Raw genomic sequence first — 16,199 nt, 5'->3', positions numbered from 1 at the left:
CATGGACATTCCGTCTCAAAACGCTCGCTACATTCCAGTTTTCAAAGAACACGTTAAAGGCTTCAGCGCCTTCGACGTTTCAAATCTTTATGTGTGCGCAATTCAGAAGTTTTGTCGCTTGCTCTAGCCTTCGCCAGGGTGGTGGGTCTGGGAGGACTCGAACCACCGGCCTCACCCTTATCAGGGGTGCGCTCTAACCACCTGAGCTACAGACCCAATTCGTCCCTGCGGACTACTTACTGGCTAGGTGGTGGAGCTTGTCGGGATCGAACCGACGACCCCCTGCTTGCAAAGCAGGTGCTCTCCCAGCTGAGCTAAAGCCCCATCGAAACGGGACGACTCCGCAATCGCCCTGTGGCGATCGGGAACTCTGAATGCAGGTTACTTGTGCGGACGTCCGACGAGCAATTTGCTGTCTTTAGTCTCTAAAGGAGGTGATCCAGCCGCACCTTCCGATACGGCTACCTTGTTACGACTTCACCCCAGTCATCGGCCACACCGTGGCAAGCGCCCTCCCGAAGGTTAAGCTACCTGCTTCTGGTGCAACAAACTCCCATGGTGTGACGGGCGGTGTGTACAAGGCCCGGGAACGTATTCACCGCAGCAATGCTGATCTGCGATTACTAGCGATTCCGACTTCACGGAGTCGAGTTGCAGACTCCGATCCGGACTGAGATAGGGTTTCTGGGATTGGCTTGCCCTCGCGGGTTTGCAGCCCTCTGTCCCTACCATTGTAGTACGTGTGTAGCCCTGGCCGTAAGGGCCATGATGACTTGACGTCATCCCCACCTTCCTCCGGTTTGTCACCGGCGGTCTCCTTAGAGTTCCCACCATTACGTGCTGGCAACTAAGGACAAGGGTTGCGCTCGTTGCGGGACTTAACCCAACATCTCACGACACGAGCTGACGACAGCCATGCAGCACCTGTCTCACGGTTCCCGAAGGCACCAATCCATCTCTGGAAAGTTCCGTGGATGTCAAGGCCAGGTAAGGTTCTTCGCGTTGCATCGAATTAAACCACATACTCCACCGCTTGTGCGGGCCCCCGTCAATTCCTTTGAGTTTCAGTCTTGCGACCGTACTTCCCAGGCGGCGAACTTAACGCGTTAGCTTCGATACTGAGAGCCAAGTTGCTCCCAACATCCAGTTCGCATCGTTTAGGGCGTGGACTACCAGGGTATCTAATCCTGTTTGCTCCCCACGCTTTCGTGCCTCAGTGTCAGTGCTGGTCCAGGTAGTCGCCTTCGCCACAGATGTTCCTCCCGATATCTACGCATTTCACTGCTACACCGGGAATTCCACTACCCTCTACCGCACTCTAGTAAGCCAGTTTCCAATGCCATTCCCAGGTTGAGCCCAGGGCTTTCACATCAGACTTAACAAACCACCTACGCACGCTTTACGCCCAGTAATTCCGAGTAACGCTTGCACCCTTCGTATTACCGCGGCTGCTGGCACGAAGTTAGCCGGTGCTTATTCTTCCGGTACCGTCATGACATCGGGGTATTAACCCAATGCTTTTCTTTCCGGACAAAAGTGCTTTACAACCCGAAGGCCTTCTTCACACACGCGGCATGGCTGGATCAGGCTTGCGCCCATTGTCCAATATTCCCCACTGCTGCCTCCCGTAGGAGTCTGGACCGTGTCTCAGTTCCAGTGTGGCTGATCATCCTCTCAGACCAGCTACGGATCGTCGCCTTGGTGGGCCTTTACCCCGCCAACTAGCTAATCCGACGTCGGCTCATCTATCTGCGCGAAGCCCGAAGGTCCTCCGCTTTCACCCGTAGGTCGTATGCGGTATTAGCGTAAGTTTCCCTACGTTATCCCCCACAAATAGGCAGATTCCGACGTATTCCTCACCCGTCCGCCACTCGCCACCCAAGGAGCAAGCTCCTCTGTGCTGCCGTTCGACTTGCATGTGTTAGGCCTGCCGCCAGCGTTCACTCTGAGCCAGGATCAAACTCTTCACTTAAATGTTTCGATTCCAGCCTTGCGGCCTTCATCAATGCTTTGAGTGCAGACTTCGTTCCAGGCCAATTACTCAATTTGCATTTGCATGCTCTTCAAATCTTTGGACTCTGTTACGAACGTCTGCAAGATGGACAACTATCCACTCGCCAGACGCCCGCACAAGTCACCTGCGCACACTGTCAAAGATCCTTGAAACCGGCCTCAGCGCCTGGTTTCGTACTCGCCACCGAAGTGGCCGAGCGAGCCGCACACTATACAGCAGTTTTCGTGAACGTCAACACCTGTCCGCGAAACTTCTTGCTGCTTCCCGACTCCAACTTCGCTTCGATTTCCGAAGCTTCCGTCTCACCGGGCCGCGCATCTTACAGCATGTTTCCGACTCGTCAACCACCTCGTCGAAACCGCCGTTTTCCGCGCTCCGCAACTCGATAAACCGAACTGCGGGCCGCGCATCCTACAGCATGTTTCCGATGCGTCAACTACCCATCGAAACCGCTGTTTTCTGCGCCCCAACCGCTCGATGAACAGGGCGGCGGGCCGCGCATCTTACAGCATCATCTTCGACCGTCAACTCCTGCCGAAAACGCCGTCTTCCGCGCTTCCCACCGACCGAACAACTTGCCGTTGGGAGCCGCGCATTATGCGGACATGAACTGGCCTTGGGAAGGGGGCGGGGCGAAAAATGAACAGGGAATCATCGGCCGGCGGCCAGACGCCTGATGCGGCAAGGTCTGGGAGGATCTATGTGAACTGGGAGGCCCTCACCCCGCCCCTCTCCCGCAGGCGGGAGAGGGAGTTGGAGCCGCCATTGGTCAGAATGGCACCTCTGAACGGGGTTTCGCGGCTCGCTTAAGTGGTTGCGAGCCTTCCGGGCGGCCCTAGGCCGCCACTGGCCTCTAGCCGCGCGCCCCTTTGCCGCCGATCAGGCCGAAACCAGACGCACCCGGGCGAAATTGCGCTTGCCCACGGCCAGAACCCCCTCGAACCCCGGCGCGAACACCAGTTGCGGGTCTTCGACCACATTGCCATCCACCCGCACCGCCCGCTCCTTGAGCTTGCGGTTGCCTTCGCCGTTGCTGGGCGTCAGCCCGGCGGCCACCAGCAGGGCGGCGATGCGCAGACCTTCGGCCGGGACGGCTACGTCGGTCAGCGGCAGCGAGGTGATGTCGCCCTCGCCTCGCACCGCCGCGTTCCAGCCGGCAACCGCGGTTTCGGCCGCTTCGCTGCCATGGAAACGCGCGGCCAGCTCGCGCGCCAGGCGCAGCTTGAGGTCGCGCGGGTTGAGTTGGCCGGCCTCGATCTCTTTCTTTAGGCTCGCCGCCTCGGCGATACCGATCTCGAAGCTCAGCAGATCGATCCAGCGCCACATCAGCACATCGTCGATCTTCATGGTCTTGGTGACGATGTCGATCGCCGGCTCGTTGATGCCGATGTAATTGCCCAGCGACTTGGACATCTTGTTGACGCCGTCCAGGCCCTCCAGCAGCGGCATGGTCAGCACGATCTGCGGCGGCAGGCCGTGGTGCTCCTGCAGGCCGCGGCCCATCAGCAGATTGAATTTCTGGTCGGTGCCGCCGAGCTCGACGTCGCACTTGAGCGCCACCGAGTCGTAGCCCTGCACCAGCGGATACAGAAATTCGTGGATCGCGATCGACTGCTGGGCGGCGTAGCGCTTGGCGAAGTCGTCGCGCTCGAGCATGCGCGCCACGGTGTGCTGGCCGGCCAGGCGGATCATGTCGGCCGCGCTCATCTGGCTGAACCACTCGGAGTTGAAGCGCACTTCGGTGCGCTCCTTGTCGAGCACCTTGAACACCTGCTCGGCGTAGGTCTCCGCGTTGGCCAGCACGTCTTCGCGGGTCAGCGGCTTGCGGGTGACGTTCTTGCCGCTGGGATCGCCGATCATTCCGGTGAAATCGCCGATCAGGAAGATCACCTGATGGCCCAGGTCCTGGAACTGCCGCATCTTGTTGAGCAGGACGGTGTGGCCGATATGCAGGTCGGGCGCGGTCGGGTCGAAACCGGCCTTGATCCGCAGCGGACGGCCGAGCTTGAGCCGGGCTTCGAGCTCCTCGCGCTTGAGGATTTCGTCGGCGCCACGGGCGATCAGGTCGAGGGCTTCTTGTACGGAGGGGGACGCGCTGTTCAAAGGCTGGACTCGGGTACGGCCGCGACCGGCTTTTGTTAACGCCATCACGGATTCTGGTTAAGTGGAAGTTAAACGAAACTGTACTGGTCGGTGACGAAAAACCCCATTCAGGTCAAGGGTTTGACGCGTACTGCTCGCGTGTCTATGGTAACGCCGCAACGTTGCCTTCACACCTCGCGCGAGGGATCCATCCAATGACAGTACCCGAGCAGGCTTCCAGTGTGGGCGCCGAGCGCCGCGAACGCCTGAAAGCCTTGCGCGAGGCCGCACTGAAACGTCCGGTGCTGGCGCGTCATTTGTCGGATGGATTCAACGGCCGCTGGACCGGCCGCCAGTGGGTGCAGGCCGGTCTGTTCGCGACCCTGGGCATGATGGTCGCCGCGATCGTCCCCGGTTTGAGCCAGTCCACCGCGTCGGTGCGTGCGCATGAGCCGCGACAGTCGCTGGCCCTGGCGTTGCCGCCGCTGACCTTGGCCCGCCTCAAGGGAGAAACCGGCGACAGCTGGCAGCTGGTCCGCGTCAACCGCGGCCAGACCCTGGGCTCGGTGTTCAAGGAAATGGAGATTCCCACCTCCACGATGCACCAGATTCTCGAGCAGCCGGGCGCGAAAGAAGCCCTGATGCGGATGAAGCCCGGCACCGAGCTGGGCTTCGACATGCCGGTCAACGGCGCCCTGCGCACATTCCGCTACGACAAGGACGACAGCCACCGGGTCGAGTTGAGCCTGACCGGCGACAAGATCACCCAGAAGGTGATCAACCGTCCGACCGAAACCCGCACCGTGGTGCTAAGCGGCAAGGTGGGCAAGTCCTTGTTCCGTTCGGCGCGCAAAGTCGGCCTGACCGCGGCCAACATCAACACCCTGACCGACGACATCTTCAAGTACGACATCGACTTCAACGAAGACGTCGGCGCCGAGGACCGCTTCAGCGTGGTGGTCGAGCAGACCTGGCGTGAGGGCGAGTTGCTCAAGACCGGCCCGATCCTGGCGGCGACCTTCACCAGCGAAGGCAAGCTGCACACCGGCTTCCGCTTCGATCGCGGCGGCAAGCCCGAGTACTTCACCGGCGACGGCCGCCCGCTGAAGAAGAGCTTCATCCGCATGCCGATTCCGTATGCGCGCCTGACCTCGGGCTTCGGCTCGCGCCGCCATCCGGTGCTGGGCAATATCCGCATGCACATGGGCGTGGATTACGCCGCCGGCACCGGCACGCCGATCATGGCCGCCGGCGATGCGCGCGTGCAGTTCATCGGCTGGAAGGGCGGTTACGGCCGCGCGGTGATCCTCGATCACGGCCGCGGCTACACCACGCTGTACGGGCACATGTCGAACTTCAGCAAGGTCAAGCCGGGGCAGCGCATCGCTCAGGGCACGGTGATCGGCTACGTCGGCAGCTCGGGCCTGGCGACCGGCCCGCACCTGCATTACGAATTCCGCGTCAACGGCGTGCACCGCAATCCGCTGTCGATCACCATGCCGCCGCCGGAGCCGCTGAGCGGCGTGGCGCTGGCGCAGTTCCGCAATCAGACCGGCGTGGCGCTGGCACGCATCCGTCAGGTCGAGAACGTCATCTACGCCGATGCCAGCCCTGTGCAGACGGCTCCCGCGGCAGCGCCGGCCAAGACGGTTGCGGTGGCGGCGAAGAAGAAGATCCGGCGCGGCTGATTGGTGCGCGATGGGTAGCGAAAAAGGGCCTCTTCGGAGGCCTTTTTTGTTTTTGGGGTGCCGTTGAGAACCGTCGTTTTAGCGCGAGCGGCGGCGCCGGAATCGCGCTTGCTTCGCCTGTGCGATGTCGCGCCGCTCCTGCAATGAGTGTCCGATGCTGGCGCCGATACACCGGATACTGGAGCATCGGTCTTTCAGGACTCAGGGCGCTTGGCAATGATTGAGAACTCTTCGGTCCCGGCGGTTGCTGACGCGGGTAAACCGCCTTCAGGCCTCAGGGAGCTTCGTAATGATTGAGAACTCTTCGGTCCCGGCGGTTGCTGACGCGGGTAAACCGCCTTCAGGCCTCAGGGAGCTTCGCAATGATTGAGAACTCTTCGGTCCCAGCGGCTGGTGACGTGAGTAAACCGTCTTCAGGCCTTTATCTTGGACTGATCTCCGGCACCAGCGCCGACGGCATCGACGCCGCGCTGGTGCGCTTCCAGGCCGGCGCGGAACCAACCCGCTGCGAGCTGGTGCTCGGTCGAACCTACGCGTGGAACGAAGCGCTGCGCGAACGCCTGGTCGCACTCGGCCAGGGCGGCGACGCGCGTTCGCTGGAGGAACTGGGCACGCTGGACATCCAGGTCGCGGAAGCCTTCGCCGATGCCGCCCGCGCGTTGATCGACGAAGCCGGCGTGAGCGCAGGCGACGTGCGGGCGATCGGCTCGCACGGCCAGACCGTGCGCCATCGCCCGGCCGGCGCGCGCTACGACGGCCAGCATCCTTTCACCTGGCAGATCGGCGACGGCGCGGTAATCGCCGAACGCAGCGGCATCGCCACGGTCGCCGATTTCCGTCGCCGCGATGTCGCCGCCGGCGGCCACGGCGCGCCGCTGATGCCGGCGTTCCACGCCGCGCTGCTGCATTCGCCGGACCAAGACCGGGCCGCGTTGAATCTCGGCGGCATCGCCAACTTCACCCTGCTGCCGGCACGCGGCGAGGTGCGCGGTTTCGACACCGGCCCGGCCAACTGCCTGATGGACGCCTGGGCACTGCGCCATCTGGGCCAGGCCTTCGACGCCGACGGCGCGTTCGCGGCGCAGGGACAGATCGACACGGCGCTGCTGGCGCGGCTGCTGGATGAGCCGTGGTTCGCCCAGCCGCCGCCCAAAAGCACCGGCCGCGAACAGTTCCAGCTGGCCTGGGTGGAATCGCGACTGCGCGGCGGCGAGCGGCCGCAGGATGTGCAGGCCAGCCTGCTCGAACTCAGCGCGATCACCATCGCCGATGCGTTGCGCGCGCATCAGCCGGCGACGAAGCGGGTGTTGGTCTGCGGCGGCGGCGTGCGCAATCGCGCCCTGCTCGATCGACTGGCCGCGCAACTGCCGGGCGTGGTCGTGGAATCCACTGCGGCGTTCGGGCTGGATCCGGATTTCGTCGAGGCGATGGGCTTCGCCTGGCTGGCGCGGCAGACCGTGGCCGGGTTGCCGGGGAACCTGCCCAGCGTCACCGGCGCGCGCGGCTTGCGGGTGCTGGGGACGGTGCATCCGGCCGCCTGAGGTCGGGCAGTCGAAGACTGTCCGGCAGCGGGAAGGTGGCGCTCTGGCGCTTCGGGCCTATGGCCTCGGGGCCCGGCGCTGAGGTGCCTCGCCGCGGTTGCTTACGCCGGGTCGCGGCGCGGACGGAATTCTTCCAGCAGCTCCAGGCCGCTCAGGTCGGGCCCGGTCACGCGCTTGGTCGGAGGTTCCTGCGGCTCGGCGCGGCCGATCAGGGAGAAACCCGGGTCGCTGGGGATGTCCTGCAGGGCGGCAATCGCCTCCTGCAACACCCCGGCGTCCTGGTCGCTGAAACGCCCGACCATCTCGGCCTCGACCACGAACAACCCGCTCTCGATCAGGTGCAGCGCGGTGCGTTGCAAACTCCACCCGCGCGCCTCCGCGACCCGACGCAGGCGGTCGGCCAGGATCGAATCCAGGTTGTGCAGGATGATGTCGGTCACTGGCGCCAAATTGCACCGTTCCGATGACGTTCGCAACACGAAAGTGGCGAAAACGCGTTCAGGAACACTACCACCGCTGTCGTCTCCCGCTGTCGCCAAGTAACGCAATCAGCACGTTCATGTCGGCGGCGGCATTACCAGCGGCGGCTTGCGCACCGCCAGGACGATGCACAGCACCAGCGCCGGAATGCCGATGACCGCGGTCGCCACGAAGAACAGCGCGTACGCCTCCAGCAGGCTGCGCCCGGTTTCCAGATGCTCGACCGCGAAGCCGGACAAGCCCTTGAGCATCTTGCCGAGCAAGGCATAGAACGAGCTGAGCAGGGCGTACTGGGTGGCGGTGTAGCCGGCGTTGGTCAGGCTGGACATGTAGCCGACCAGGGCCACGCCGGCATAGCCGTTGCAGAAGTTGTCGATGACCATCGCCGCGGTGAACACGCCGGTGTCGCCGCCGTGCAGGGCCAGGTAGGCGAAGGCCAGGTTCGAGCCCGGGCCGAGCACGGCGCCGGCGATCAGGGTGGCGATGAAGCCGAAGCGCACTGCGCTCAGGCCGGCGACGGCGACGCCGGCGACGGTCGCGATCAGCCCGAACGAGCCGCGCACGGTGCCGACGGTTTCCTTGTCCACGCCCAGGTCGGCGTAGAACGGGTTGGCCATCGGCCCCATCAGGAAATCGGGCAGCCGGAACAGGCTGATGGTCAGCAGGATCAGCAGCGCCCAGCGGCCGTGCTGGCGGAAGAAGGCGATGAACGGGCCGACCAGGGCGTCGAACAGGCCGCGTGCGGTGAACAGCGCCGGATGCGGCGTGGCTGCGGCGAGCACGCTGGCCGCCGGCTCGCGCGCGGCCAGCACCGCCAGCACGCCCACGCCCATCAGCAACGCCATTGCGTCATAGGACAGCGACCAGCCGGCGTGCGCGGCGAGAATCAGGATCAGCGAGTCGGTGACCAACAACGCGCCGCGATACCCCAGCGTGGACGTCGAAGTCAGCAGCCCCTGCTGCTCGGCGCTGTCGGCGCTTTCGATGCGCCAGGCGTCGATCACGATGTCCTGCGTGGACGAGGCGAACGCCACCACCAGCGCCAGCGCGCCGAACACCAGCAGTTGATCCAGCACCAGCCCGCCGATCAGCAACTGGCCCTGGCGCGGTTCGACCCAGGCCATGCCGACCAGGGCGACGGCGGCGACGATCTGCGACAACAGCATCCAGCCGCGGCGCCGGCCGAGCCAGCGGCCGAACAGCGGCGCGTCGAGCTTGTCCACCAGCGGCGCCCACAGGAACTTCAGCGAATAGGCCAGGCCGACCCAGGACAGCACGCCGATCATGGACAACTCGATGCCGTTCTCGCGCATCCAGAAGCCGAGCGTGTTGCCGACCAGATAGATCGGAATGCCCGAGCTGAAGCCCAGCAGCAGCATCACCAGCACCTTGGGCTGGCGCAGGTTGCTCAGCACCAGGCGCCAGCCCGAGCGCGCGGGCTTGGCGGCGGCGACGGGGGAATCCGAGGCGCCGGCCTCAGAGGTCATAGTCGACGCTGAACGGTGCGTGGTCGGAGAAGCGCGGTTCTTTCAGGATCGAACATGCGCGCAGCTTGTCGCGCAGGCCCGGGGTGGCGAGCTGGTAGTCGATGCGCCAACCCACGTCGTTGGCGCGCGCCGCGCCGCGGTTGCTCCACCAGGTGTAGTCCTGGGCGTCGGCCTTGAGCGCGCGGTAGGTATCGACCCAACCCGCATCGTCCGTGCACAGGCCGTTGAGCCAGTCGCGCTCGGGCGGCAGGCAGCCGGAATTCTTCTGGTTGCTGGTCCAGTTCTTGATGTCCAGGCGGCTGCGCACGATGTTCCAGTCGCCGCACAGCACGTACTCGCGACCGCTGGCCAGCCACTGATCGAGGATCGGCTTGAGCCAGTCCATGACCTCGAACTTGAAGCCCTGGCGCAGCTCGCCGGAGGAACCCGACGGGATGTAGAACGAGACCACGCTCAGGTTGCCGAAGCGCGCTTCGATGTAGCGGCCCTCGTCGTCGAACGGCGCCCAGCCCAGGGCGGTGCGGACCTCGTCGGGTTCGCGCTTGGCGTAGATCGCCACGCCGCTGTAGCCCTTCTTGGTGATCGCATCGCGGAAGAAGGCGCGATAGCCGTCGGGCAGAAACGCAGGGCCGGTGAGCTGATGTTCCTGCGCCTTGGTTTCCTGCACGCAGAGCACGTCCGCGTTCTGGGTCTTGAACCAGTCGAAGAAACCCTTGGTCGCGGCCGAGCGCAGACCGTTGGCGTTGAAGCTGATGATGCGCATGCGCGCTCCAGGGCACGAAGTGCGCACGATCATAGCAACGGCCGGGCGCGGGTATCATGCCGGATATGACCGCTGCGACCGACCGACCCATCCCGGCTGCCGAGCCCGCGCCGGTGCGCGTGAGCGTGGTCTCGCCGATGCTGGCGCCGGCCGTGCGCGCGCTGCAGGTCGCGCCGGAGCAGCTGCAGTTCGTCGGCGACACCAGCTACAACCTCGACCAGACCCGGCTCGACCCGAACAGCGAAGCGATGGCGGTGCTGGCCGGCGAGCGCGTGGTCGGCTTCTACCGCCTGGATTTCAGCGTCGCCGCGATCGCCGGACGCGCCCTGGGCGAGCCCAGCGTGGGCCTGCGCGCCTACGTCATCGACCGTCGCGAACAAGGCCGCGGCTACGGCACCGCCGCGATGATCGCCTGCGCGCAGGACCTGCGCCGCCGCTATCCCGAGCGCCGCCTGCTGGCGCTGACGGTGAACCTGCGCAACCGCGCGGCCTACGGCGTCTATCTGAAAGCCGGTTTCGCCGACACCGGCGAGCTCTATCACGGCGGCTCGGCCGGCCCGCAGCACCTGATGCTGCTGCGCCTGACGCCGGCGCCCTCCTCTTCCCCTTCCCCCGACCGTCCGCTTCCATGACCGACCATCGCACCCGCTTCCTGCAACTCGCGCTCAAGGCCAACGCCCTGCGCTTCGGCGAGTTCACCCTCAAGTCCGGGCGCGTCAGCCCGTACTTCTTCAACGCCGGGCGCTTCGACTCCGGCGCCGCCCTGGCCGGCCTGGGCGCGTGCTACGCCGATGCCATCCAGGCCCACGGCCTGGACTTCGACCTGCTGTTCGGCCCGGCCTACAAGGGCATCCCGCTGGCGACGGCGCTGGGTTGCGAGTACGCGCGCCGCGGCCGCGACCTGCCGCTGGCGTTCAACCGCAAGGAAGCCAAGGCCCACGGCGAAGGCGGCATGCTGATCGGCGCGCCGCTGGCCGGGCGCCGGGTTTTGATCGTGGACGACGTCATCACCGCCGGCACCGCCATCCGCGAGGCGCTGGCCCTGATCGGCGAGGCCGGCGGTACCGTGGCCGGGATCGTGATCGCGCTGGACCGGCAGGAAGCCGTGGACCCTGCACAATCCCGACGCTCGGCGGCAGAAACTGTCGCAATCGAACACAGCCTTCCGGTGGTCGCGATCGCCACGCTCGACGATCTGCTTGCCTTCACCGGCGAAAGCGCGGAGTTTTCCACACAGCGCGAGCGCCTGCTGGCCTACCGTGCTGCCTATGGGCGCGACGCGCAGCACTGAGCGCAGCGCGCGATGCGGCCGGCCGGCATCGGCCGCCGCCGCGGCCACAAATCGATTTGTGATAGATCGCACACGCCGGAGGCAGACGATGGCCCGACTCTTGCTTCATGCCTTGTCGCAAACCCTTTGGTTCGACGGCGAGAACGCGACATGAAAGCACTGCACACCCTGATCGCCGGCGCCATCGTATTCGCCCTGGCCGCGCCGCTGGCCCTCGCCCAGGACGGCAAGCCGAGCAAGAAGCTGTATTGCTGGAACGAAGGCGGGCGCAAAGTCTGCGGCGACGCGCTGCCGGCGCATGCGGTGGACAGCGCGCGCACCGAGATCAGCGCCAAGAGCGGCATGGCGACCGCCCGGGTGGACCGCGCCCTCACCGCCGAGGAGCGCGTGGCCGCGCAGCAGGCCGAGCGCGCGGCGCGCAGCGCGGCGATGGCCGAGGAAGCGCGCAAGCGCCGCGACCACGCCATGGCCGAGTCGTACGCGACCGAGCAGGACCTGCGCAATTCCTTCCAGGAGCGCATCGTGCTGCTGGACGAGACCGTCAAGGCCTCGCAACTGGGTATCGAAGGGCGTCGCCAGACCTTGCTGAGCCTGCTGCGCAAGGCCGGCGAAGCCGAGCTGAGCAGTAAGCCGGTCGGCAAGGTCCTGGCCGACAACATCCGCAACCAGCACGACGAACTGCTGCACCAGCAGGCGACGTTGAAGCAGCAGCAGCTCGAACGCAGCACCGCCGACCAGGATCTGGCTTCGGCGCTGGAGCGTTACAACACGATCAAGGCGGCTAAGCCGGGTCGGGGGTGAGGTTGTTGTAGCTGGCTGGTGTCGTCAGTTGTAGGCCGTGCGTCGCAGGTCCTGTCTCGCGGGTCGCGTCTCGCCACAGTCACCAGTCACCCAGTCACCAGTCACCCAGTCAGCAGTCACCAGTCACCAGTCACCAGTCACCAGTCACCAGTCACGACGTTCCCACACCTCGTCATTCCCGCGAACGCGGGAATCCAGGGCCTTTCGTGCGAGAACGCCTGAAGTCGCTGGATTCCCGCGTTCGCGGGAATGACGGCCTGGAGAGATGGCGCTGAAGGCTCTGGATGTTCGGCTCCGCCGAAGTAAAGCGGAGCCCGCCTACGCGGGAATGACGGTCTGGAAGGGTGGCGCTGAAGGCTCTGGATTCCCGCGTTCGCGGGAATGACGGCCTGGAAGGATGACGCTGAAGTCGCTGGATTCCCGCGTTCGCGGGAATGACGGACTGGAGGGATGACGCTGAAGGCTCTGGATTCCCGCGTTCGCGGGAATGACGGTCTGGAGGCATGACGCTGAAGGCTCTGGATTCCCGCTTCCGCGGAGAACAGATACCCAAGCCTCCAGAACACGAGCGCACTCGTCCCCCCATAAAAAACGCCGCGGCAAGCCGCGGCGTTTTCGTGTCTCGCAAGCGCCGTCGGATCAGACCGGTGCCCGCCGCCCAATCAGAACGGCAACTTCAGATCCGGCTTGATCGCATGCAGCTGCGTGCGGAACGCGGTCTGGATGCGGTCCATCGCCTCGTGGCTGTCGGCGTCGAAACGCATGACCAGGATCGGCGTTGTGTTGGACGCGCGCACCAGGCCCCAGCCGTCGGGGTAGTCCACGCGCAGGCCGTCGATGGTGGACAGGCGCGCGCCCTCGAACGAGGCCTCGGTGCGGAAGCGCTCGACGAAGGTGTGCGGGTCGCCGTCGGGCGCATCGACCTTGATTTCCGGGGTCGAGATGCCGTTGGGCAGGCCGTTGAGGGTCTCGGTCGGGGCCTGCGGCTGCGCGGCCAGGATCTCCAGCAGACGCGCGGCCGAGTAGATGCCGTCGTCGAAGCCGTACCAGCGCTCCTTGAAGAAGAAGTGGCCGCTCATCTCGCCGGCCAGCTCGGCGTCGGTTTCGCGCATCTTCGCCTTGATCAGCGAATGGCCTGTCTTCCACATCAACGGGCTGCCGCCGTGACGCAGGATGTGGCCCGGCAGGCGGCCGGTGCACTTCACGTCGTAGATGATCATCGCGCCGGGGTTGCGTTCGAGCACGTCGGCGGCGAACAGCATCAGCAGGCGGTCCGGGAAGATGTTCTGGCCGTCGCGGGTGACCACGCCCAAACGGTCGCCGTCGCCGTCGAAAGCGATGCCCAGGTCCGCGTCCAGGCGCGCCACCATCTTGATCAGATCGGCCAGGTTGTGCGGCTCGCTCGGATCGGGGTGATGGTTGGGGAATTCGCCGTCGATCTCGCAGTACAGCGGGGTGACTTCGGCGCCGATCGCCGCCAGCACGCGCGGGCCGATGTCGCCGGCCACGCCGTTGCCGGCATCGACCACCACCTTGAGCGGGCGGTCGATCTGGATGTCGGAGGCGATGCGCTGGACGTAGTCCTCGGAGATGTCGCGCGGGGTCAGCGTGCCCGGCTCGGCGGCGGTGTGCAGGCGGTTACTGACGATGCGCTGGTACAGATCGGTGATCGCCGCGCCCGACAGGGTCTCGCCGCCGACCACGACCTTGAAGCCGTTGTAGTCCGGCGGATTGTGGCTGCCGGTGACCGACACGCAGGAGCCGGCGCGCAGGTGATAGGCGCCGAAGTAGATCACCGGGGTCGGCGCCATGCCGATGTCGATGACGTTGCGGCCGGCCTTGCGCAGGCCCGAGATCAGGCCCTCGATCATGGCCGGGCCGGACAGGCGGCCGTCGCGGCCGACCACGATCTCGGTCAGGCCCTGATCGTGCATGACCGAACCGATCGCCTGGCCGATCATCTCGGCCACGCCGGGGTCCAGGGACTGGCCGATCACGCCGCGGATGTCGTAGGCGCGGAAGATGCCGCCGTCGATGCTCACCGCGCGGGGCGCGGCGCTGAGGGAGTTATCGGTCACGTTGCCTGCATTGGTATCGAAGGGGGAAGCGATCATGGTCTCAGCCAGCGTCTGAACCGGACCTTCCTCCACGACCGGCGCCTGATGCCCCAGACGTTGACGCACGCGCATCAGCACGAACGCGAGCAGCGCCAGGATCACCGCGGCGATGAAGCACGGCAGCGCGCCCAGGCCGAGCGGGCCGCCGGCGATGTCCGGCACCGCGGCGGCGACGCGCAGGTCGCTGCCGGGGATCTTCGCCGCCATCGCCTCGGCGCCGTTGCTGAGCGCGGCGTCGCCGCGCTCGACCACGTTGTAGCCGCCCTGGCGCAAGGCCATGTAGCTGCTGCCGTCGACGTCGGCCTTGTCGATGCCGTCGCTGATGCGCTGCAACGGCAGTTGCACGTAGGCCACGCCGACCAGTTGCCCGCCGACCCGCGCCGGCGCGGCCAGCGCGAGCACCGGCTTGCCGCCGTCGCGCACGATCGCCGCCATCGGCTTGTCGGCGACGATCGCCGCTTCCATCGCGCCCAGCCGGCCGTAGCCGCTCTTGGGCAGATTCTCGTAATCCAGGCTCAAATCGGCCGGCAGCACCGCGCCGGCGCTGGCGCCGGGCCAGTCCTTGGTCAGTTCCGCGCCGGCGGTCTTGAGATCGCCGGCGGTCAGGGCGGCCTGCATCGCCGGCGCGTCGAGTCGCTCGCGCAGGCGCTTGTGCTCGACCCCGAGCGCGTCGTGCGCGCTGGCGACGGCGGCGTCGCGCTCGCGCGCCAGATCGGAGCGGCGCGAGGAGTCCAGGTGCTGCTGCACGCCGGCCCAGCCCAGCCACAACGCCAGCACGCCGCACAGCAGCGCCAGCGGCAGCATGACGGGCTTGAGTTGCGCCGCCGACATCTGCGGCTTTTCGAATTTCACATCCACCATACCCAGAGCCCTTCCCCAGTGTGTCTCGTGTCGCCGAATGATCTGACCCGGATGATCCGGAGCCGATGGTTCCGACCGTGCAGCGGGCGATACCGCCCAGTTTGCACTGCCGCGCCTTGTCGGTTCCGTCTACTGCGCCTCGCGGCGCCGATCGCGGTTGCGATCGCGTCCGCGGCTTTGCAGCCGACGACTATCAGGCACGTGAATCCCTAGCACGATGCGTGCCAGCCGCCTCCCCTCGGGCCGTCCGGCCAACGGCCGGCGATCAGCGTACGCCGGTATGGCCGAAGCCGCCCTCGCCGCGCTCGCTGGCCTGGAACTCATCGACCACCTGCAAACTCGCGCGCACGATCGGCAACACCATCAGCTGCGCGATGCGATCGCCGGGCTGGATCGTAAAAGCCTCGCGGCCGCGATTCCACACGCTGATCAGCAGCGGGCCCTGGTAGTCGGCGTCGATCAGGCCGGTGCCGTTGCCGAGCACAATGCCGTGTTTGTGACCCAGGCCCGAGCGCGGCAGGATCACCGCGCACAGGGTCGGATCGCCCAGATGGATCGCCAGGCCCGAAGGCACCAGCGCGGCGTCGCCCGGCGCCAGCAGCAGCGGCTGATCGAGCGCCGCGCGCAGGTCCAGGCCGGCGCTGGCCGCGGTGGCGTAGCTCGGCAGCGGCCACTCACCGCCGAAGCGCGGATCGAGGATTTTCAGTTCCAGGGTGTGGTTCATCGGATCGAACGGGTCCAGAGAGACGAAAGGAATCAAAGCGCGGCGGCGCGACGGCGACTCAGCCCGGCGCGGCGGCGTCCAGCGCCACGATCTGCTGCCTGAGCTCGGCCTCGCCGGCCATGAACCGGTTGACGTCGTACACCACATAGACCGAGCCGCGGTTCGGCGCGCTCTCGAAGCCGATCGCCGGCAACACCTTGTCGTGGCGGTGCAGCGCGCGCACGACCCGATGGCAATAGGTCTTCGCCGGGCCCTTGGGCCCCTGCACGGCGACGAAGCCGTCGCGAATGACGGCGTGGACGGCGTCGAGCACGTCGTCGGTGGTGACGAAAATCTTCATCGGCGGGCTC

Annotated in this window: 12 protein-coding genes, 2 tRNA genes and 1 rRNA gene; 5 read left to right on the top strand and 10 right to left on the bottom strand. The window is 65.8% G+C overall.

What is annotated here, in order from left to right; all coding sequences use genetic code 11:
* Positions 1-139: 139 nt before the first annotated feature.
* The 4 genes from LG3211_RS02030 to tyrS form a co-directional block, all read right to left on the bottom strand.
* Positions 140-216, bottom strand: a tRNA-Ile gene (locus LG3211_RS02030).
* A gap of 32 nt (positions 217-248) precedes the next feature.
* Positions 249-324 (bottom strand) — tRNA-Ala (locus LG3211_RS02025).
* A gap of 103 nt (positions 325-427) precedes the next feature.
* Positions 428-1,972, bottom strand: a 16S ribosomal RNA gene (locus LG3211_RS02020).
* A gap of 921 nt (positions 1,973-2,893) precedes the next feature.
* Positions 2,894-4,117, bottom strand: a complete 1,224-nt coding sequence (gene tyrS / locus LG3211_RS02015; protein WP_057941380.1) for a tyrosine--tRNA ligase — start codon at positions 4,115-4,117, stop codon at positions 2,894-2,896.
* Between the two features lie 194 nt (positions 4,118-4,311).
* On the opposite strand from tyrS, the gene LG3211_RS02010 reads away from it, so the two are divergent.
* Both LG3211_RS02010 and LG3211_RS02005 read left to right on the top strand, forming a co-directional pair.
* Complete coding sequence (locus tag LG3211_RS02010; protein WP_057941379.1) at positions 4,312-5,784, top strand: M23 family metallopeptidase; 1,473 nt, start codon at positions 4,312-4,314, stop codon at positions 5,782-5,784.
* A 362-nt stretch (positions 5,785-6,146) separates the two neighbouring features.
* Complete coding sequence (locus LG3211_RS02005; protein ID WP_057941378.1) at positions 6,147-7,325, top strand: anhydro-N-acetylmuramic acid kinase; 1,179 nt, start codon at positions 6,147-6,149, stop codon at positions 7,323-7,325.
* Between the two features lie 101 nt (positions 7,326-7,426).
* Here LG3211_RS02005 and LG3211_RS26220 read toward each other — a convergent pair whose 3' ends face one another.
* The 3 genes from LG3211_RS26220 to LG3211_RS01990 form a co-directional block, all read right to left on the bottom strand.
* A complete protein-coding gene (locus LG3211_RS26220; protein ID WP_187313120.1) occupies positions 7,427-7,765 on the bottom strand; it encodes a hypothetical protein in 339 nt (112 codons plus the stop codon).
* 117 nt (positions 7,766-7,882) lie between these two features.
* A complete protein-coding gene (locus LG3211_RS01995; protein ID WP_057941377.1) occupies positions 7,883-9,292 on the bottom strand; it encodes an AmpG family muropeptide MFS transporter in 1,410 nt (469 codons plus the stop codon).
* Complete coding sequence (locus LG3211_RS01990) at positions 9,282-10,055, bottom strand: exodeoxyribonuclease III (protein WP_057941376.1); 774 nt, start codon at positions 10,053-10,055, stop codon at positions 9,282-9,284. The genes LG3211_RS01995 and LG3211_RS01990 overlap by 11 nt, the downstream gene beginning before the upstream one ends.
* A gap of 56 nt (positions 10,056-10,111) precedes the next feature.
* Here LG3211_RS01990 and LG3211_RS01985 point away from each other — a divergent pair, with 56 nt between their 5' ends.
* The 3 genes from LG3211_RS01985 (at position 10,112) to LG3211_RS01975 (ending at position 12,147) form a co-directional block, all read left to right on the top strand.
* Positions 10,112-10,687 (top strand): GNAT family N-acetyltransferase, encoded by a 576-nt coding sequence (locus LG3211_RS01985; RefSeq protein WP_083512248.1) that lies wholly within the window; start codon positions 10,112-10,114, stop codon positions 10,685-10,687.
* The gene (gene pyrE / locus LG3211_RS01980; RefSeq protein WP_057941374.1) at positions 10,684-11,346 is read left to right on the top strand and encodes an orotate phosphoribosyltransferase; all 663 of its coding nucleotides are present in this window, start codon (positions 10,684-10,686) and stop codon (positions 11,344-11,346) included. The genes LG3211_RS01985 and pyrE overlap by 4 nt, the downstream gene beginning before the upstream one ends.
* Before the next feature lie 150 nt (positions 11,347-11,496).
* The gene (locus LG3211_RS01975) at positions 11,497-12,147 is read left to right on the top strand and encodes a hypothetical protein (RefSeq protein WP_057941373.1); all 651 of its coding nucleotides are present in this window, start codon (positions 11,497-11,499) and stop codon (positions 12,145-12,147) included.
* Between the two features lie 662 nt (positions 12,148-12,809).
* On the opposite strand, the gene LG3211_RS01970 is transcribed toward LG3211_RS01975, so the two are convergent.
* From LG3211_RS01970 to LG3211_RS01960, 3 genes are all read right to left on the bottom strand, one after another.
* Positions 12,810-15,095, bottom strand: coding sequence for a phosphomannomutase/phosphoglucomutase (locus tag LG3211_RS01970; RefSeq protein WP_057945204.1), 2,286 nt, complete (start codon positions 15,093-15,095; stop codon positions 12,810-12,812).
* Positions 15,096-15,390: 295 nt separating this feature from the next.
* Positions 15,391-15,849 (bottom strand): dUTP diphosphatase, encoded by a 459-nt coding sequence (gene dut / locus LG3211_RS01965; RefSeq protein ID WP_057941372.1) that lies wholly within the window; start codon positions 15,847-15,849, stop codon positions 15,391-15,393.
* Positions 15,850-15,907: 58 nt separating this feature from the next.
* Positions 15,908-16,189: a hypothetical protein gene (locus tag LG3211_RS01960; RefSeq protein ID WP_057941371.1), complete on the bottom strand. Its 282-nt coding sequence runs from the start codon at positions 16,187-16,189 to the stop codon at positions 15,908-15,910.
* Positions 16,190-16,199 lie beyond the last annotated feature (10 nt).

It is taken from the genome of Lysobacter gummosus (assembly GCF_001442805.1).
Taxonomy (GTDB): Bacteria; Pseudomonadota; Gammaproteobacteria; order Xanthomonadales; family Xanthomonadaceae; genus Lysobacter; species Lysobacter gummosus.
The sequence above is the reverse complement of the archived record's forward strand: the minus strand, read 5'-3'. Positions and strand labels throughout refer to the sequence as shown.

Bases quoted from the DNA above. Each gene is read 5' to 3' on its own strand.
- LG3211_RS02010 (WP_057941379.1), top strand. From the start codon at position 4,312: ATGACAGTACCCGAGCAGGCTTCCAGTGTGGGCGCCGAGCGCCGCGAA.
- LG3211_RS02005 (WP_057941378.1), top strand. From the start codon at position 6,147: ATGATTGAGAACTCTTCGGTCCCAGCGGCTGGTGACGTGAGTAAACCG.
- LG3211_RS01995 (WP_057941377.1), bottom strand. From the start codon at position 9,292: ATGACCTCTGAGGCCGGCGCCTCGGATTCCCCCGTCGCCGCCGCCAAG.
- LG3211_RS01990 (WP_057941376.1), bottom strand. From the start codon at position 10,055: ATGCGCATCATCAGCTTCAACGCCAACGGTCTGCGCTCGGCCGCGACC.
- LG3211_RS01985 (WP_083512248.1), top strand. From the start codon at position 10,112: ATGCCGGATATGACCGCTGCGACCGACCGACCCATCCCGGCTGCCGAG.
- pyrE (WP_057941374.1), top strand. From the start codon at position 10,684: ATGACCGACCATCGCACCCGCTTCCTGCAACTCGCGCTCAAGGCCAAC.
- LG3211_RS01975 (WP_057941373.1), top strand. From the start codon at position 11,497: ATGAAAGCACTGCACACCCTGATCGCCGGCGCCATCGTATTCGCCCTG.
- LG3211_RS01970 (WP_057945204.1), bottom strand. From the start codon at position 15,095: ATGTCGGCGGCGCAACTCAAGCCCGTCATGCTGCCGCTGGCGCTGCTG.
- dut (WP_057941372.1), bottom strand. From the start codon at position 15,849: ATGAACCACACCCTGGAACTGAAAATCCTCGATCCGCGCTTCGGCGGT.
- LG3211_RS01960 (WP_057941371.1), bottom strand. From the start codon at position 16,189: ATGAAGATTTTCGTCACCACCGACGACGTGCTCGACGCCGTCCACGCC.